2 protein-coding genes are annotated in these 2,673 nt (G+C 71.8%); both read right to left on the bottom strand.

The window, feature by feature from the left end:
• The coding region (locus ACFVYI_RS42350) for a type I polyketide synthase (RefSeq protein ID WP_387895451.1) at positions 1-1,736 on the bottom strand (1,736 nt) is incomplete at its 3' end.
• A gap of 93 nt (positions 1,737-1,829) precedes the next feature.
• Positions 1,830-2,673 (bottom strand): beta-ketoacyl reductase (locus ACFVYI_RS42345; RefSeq protein ID WP_387895449.1); only part of this gene is annotated, 844 nt, incomplete at its 5' end.

Genomic DNA, 2,673 nt, shown 5'->3' with positions numbered 1-2,673 from the left:
GCCAGGAGGTGTTGGCCCATTTCGGGCCATTGTGAGCCCTGGCCGGGGAAGACGAACACGGTCTTGCCGCTGACGCCGGCCGTCCCGGTCACCAGATCCGGGTGCGGCTGCCCCTCGGCGAGGGCGGCGAGTGCCTCGCGGTTGAACACGACGGCCCGGTGGGGGAACTTCGGCTTGTGTTCCAGTGCGGCCGCGATCGCGCGGTCCGTGCTGTCGGGGTGTTCGGTGATCCAGGTGTGCAGTCGGCGGCCCTGGTCGCGCAGGGCGTCCTCGCTCTTCGCCGACAGTGGCCACATCACCGGCAGCTCGGATCCGGAGCCCGCTTCGTCGGAGGCCTCGACGGTTTCGGCTGCCGGGGGCTCCTCCAGGATGACGTGCGCGTTGGTCCCGCTGATACCGAACGACGACACACCTGCGCGCCGCCGCCGCTCGCCGTCCGCCTCCCACGGCCGGGCCTCGGTCAGCAGCTCGACGGCGCCCGCCGACCAGTCCACCTGGGGTGTGGGCTCGTTCACGTGCAGGGTCTTCGGCAACTCGCCGTGCGACATCGCCATGACCATCTTGATGACGCCGCCGACGCCGGCCGCGGCCTGGGAATGTCCGATGTTGGACTTCAACGAACCCAGCCACAAAGGCCGTTCAGCGCCCCGGCCCCGACCGTAGGTCGCGATCAGCGCCTGCGCCTCGATCGGGTCGCCCAGCTTGGTGCCCGTGCCGTGCGCCTCCACCGCGTCCACGTCCGCCGGGTCGAGACCCGCGTCGGAGAGCGCCTGCTGGATGACACGCTGTTGGGACGGTCCGTTCGGGGCGGTCAGCTGGCTGCTGGTGCCGTCCTGGTTGATGGCGGAGCCGCGGATCACGGCCAGGACCTGGTGCCCGTTGCGCTGCGCGTCCGACAGCCGCTCCAGCAGCACCAGTCCGACGCCCTCACCCCACCCGGTGCCGTCCGCCGCCGCCGCGAAGGCCTTGCAGCGGCCGTCCGCCGACAGCCCGCGCTGCCGGCTGAACTCCACGAAGAGGCTGGGCGTGGAGAGCACCGTGACACCACCGGCCAGCGCCAGCGAGCACTCGCCGTTGCGCAGCGCGCGGGCGGCCAGGTGCAGGGCGACCAGCGAGGACGAGCAGGCCGTGTCCACGGTCACGGCGGGGCCCTCGAACCCGAAGGTGTAGGAGATGCGGCCGGTGGCGATGCTGCCGGCGCTGCCGGTGCCTACGTAGCCTTCGAAGCCGTCGGGGATCGGGTTGAGCCGGGAACCGTAGTCGTTGTACATCACACCCGCGAACACACCGGTCCGGCTGCCGCGGAGCGTCGCCGGGTCGATGCCGGCCCGCTCCACGGCCTCCCACGCGGTCTCCAGCAGCAGGCGCTGCTGCGGGTCGATGGACAGCGCCTCGCGCGGCGAGATGCCGAAGAACTCCGGGTCGAAGCCGGCGGCGTCACGCAGGAAGCCGCCCTCCTTGGCGTAGGAGGCGCCGACCTTCTCCGGGTCCGGGTCGTAGATGTCGGGGTCCCACCCGCGGTCGGTCGGGAAACCGGCGATCGCGTCCCGGCCCTCGGCGACCAGCTCCCACAGCTGCTCGGGCGTGCTCACCCCGCCCGGGTAGCGGCAAGCCATGCCGACGATCGCGATCGGCTCGCGGTCCTTGGCCTCGACCTCCTGCAGGCGCTGCCGGGTCCTCTGGAGGTCGGCGGTCACGCGCTTGAGATAGTCGCGGAGCTTGTCTTCATTCACCACGGTGACGTCTGCTTCCTTTGGATTCCAGGGAGTTCTGGATCCTGGTCGAGATGCGAAGGGCGAGGGACGGGTGCAGCGGAGGGGTGGTGCCGGTCAACTGCCGAGTTCGAAGTCGATGAAGTCGAAGAGCTCGTCGTCGGACGCGGTGTCCAACAACTGGCTGGTCGAGTCGGCCGGCTCGATGGCCGCCTTCGTCAGGACCTCCTGCAAGCGCCGGGTGAGCAGCTCGCGCTGCTCCCCGTCCGTCGGGAGGGTGAGCAGCAGTTCCTCCAGGCGGTCCAGCTCGGCCAGGCCGGACACGGGCGCGGGCAGCACGTCCGTGTCCAGGTATCCGGCCAGGGCGAGGACGGTGGGGTGGTCGAAGATCAGCGTGCTCGGCAGCCGGTGGCCGACCGCCGCGCCGAGGCGGTTGCGCAGTTCGACCGCGGTGAGCGAGTCGAGGCCCTGGTCGAGCAGGCCGCGCTCGGGGTCCAGCGCGTCGGTGCCGGTGTGTCCGAGGACATCGGCCACGTGGTCGAGCACCAGTCGGCGCAGCACCGTCCGGCGCTCCTCGCGGTCGAGTCCGACGAGCTGATCGGCCAGTGCCGTCCCGTCGGTGCCGCCGGTGCCCGCCGCCTTGGTGCCGGTTCCGGCTGCCGCCGCGCGCCGCACGGGCGTGCGCACCAGGCTGCGGAACAGCGGTGCCGGGTCCCGCAGGGCGGAGAGGTTGAACCGGGACGGGACGAGCGCCGCCCGCTCCGACCGCAGGCCCGCGTCGAACAGCTCCAGGCCGAGGGCCGGGTCGATGGGCAGGATGCCCATCCGCGCCATCCTCGCGCGGTCGGCCTGGGCCAGCTGACCCGTCATGCCGCCTTGGGTGTTCCAGAGTCCCCAGGCGTAGGAGGTGGTGGGTTGTCCGTTGGTGCGGCGGTGGGTGGCGAGGGCGTCGAGGTAGGCG

The sequence above is a fragment of the Kitasatospora sp. NPDC058218 genome, assembly GCF_042882445.1.
Classification (GTDB): Bacteria; Actinomycetota; Actinomycetes; order Streptomycetales; family Streptomycetaceae; genus Kitasatospora.
Note: the sequence above shows the minus strand (reverse complement) of the source record. Positions and strands in the feature narration are given on the sequence as shown.